Annotated in this window: 1 pseudogene; it reads left to right on the plus strand. The window is 32.7% G+C overall.

What is annotated here, in order from left to right:
• Positions 1-894: pseudogene (locus tag MBCUR_RS02930) on the plus strand (DUF11 domain-containing protein); the annotation flags it as partial.

Below are 894 nucleotides of genomic sequence, written 5' to 3' on the forward strand. Positions count from 1 at the left end.
TGGTTGAGTATACTATTAATGTAACTAATTTTGGTCCTGATACTGCGACTAATGTGAATATTACTGATGTTTTAGATACTAGATTGATCTTTGTCAGTGCCAATGGATCTCCTACTCGTGTAGGTCAAACTGTTAATTGGACTATTGCAAGTATTTTGAATGGTGATTCTTATATTATTAGCTTAATTGTTCAGTTAAATGGTACTGGAAATATAAGTAATGTGGCTAATGTTACTGGGTCTGATCAGAATAATACTGGTAATAATAGTAGTGGTGATAATAATAGTACTTTGAATGTTACTGAGAGTATTAATTTGAGTATTGTTAAGACTGTGAATGTTACTGGTGTTGTTTTGAATGGTGCTTTGGTTGAGTATACTATTAATGTAACTAATCATGGTCCTGATACTGCGACTAATGTGAATATTACTGATGTTTTAGATACTAGATTGATCTTTGTCAGTGCCAATGGATCTCCTACTCGTGTAGGTCAAACTGTTAATTGGACTATTTCAAGCATCTTAAATGGTGATTCTTATATTATTAGCTTAATTGTTCAGCTGAATGGTACTGGAAACATAAGCAATGTAGCTAATGTTACTGGGTCTGATCAGAATAATACTGGTAATAATAGTAGTGGTGATAATAATAGTACTGTAAATGTTACTCCAAGTATTAATTTGAGTATTGTTAAGACTGTGAATGTTACTGGTGTTGTTTTGAATGGTGCTTTGGTTGAGTATACTATTAATGTAACTAATTTTGGCCCTGATACTGCGACTAATGTGAATATTACTGATGTTTTAGATACTAGATTGATCTTTGTCAGTGCCAATGGATCTCCTACTCGTGTAGGTCAAACTGTTAATTGGACTATTTCAAGCATCTTAAATG

It is taken from the genome of Methanobrevibacter curvatus (assembly GCF_001639295.1).
GTDB lineage: Archaea > Methanobacteriota > Methanobacteria > Methanobacteriales > Methanobacteriaceae > Methanoflexus > Methanoflexus curvatus.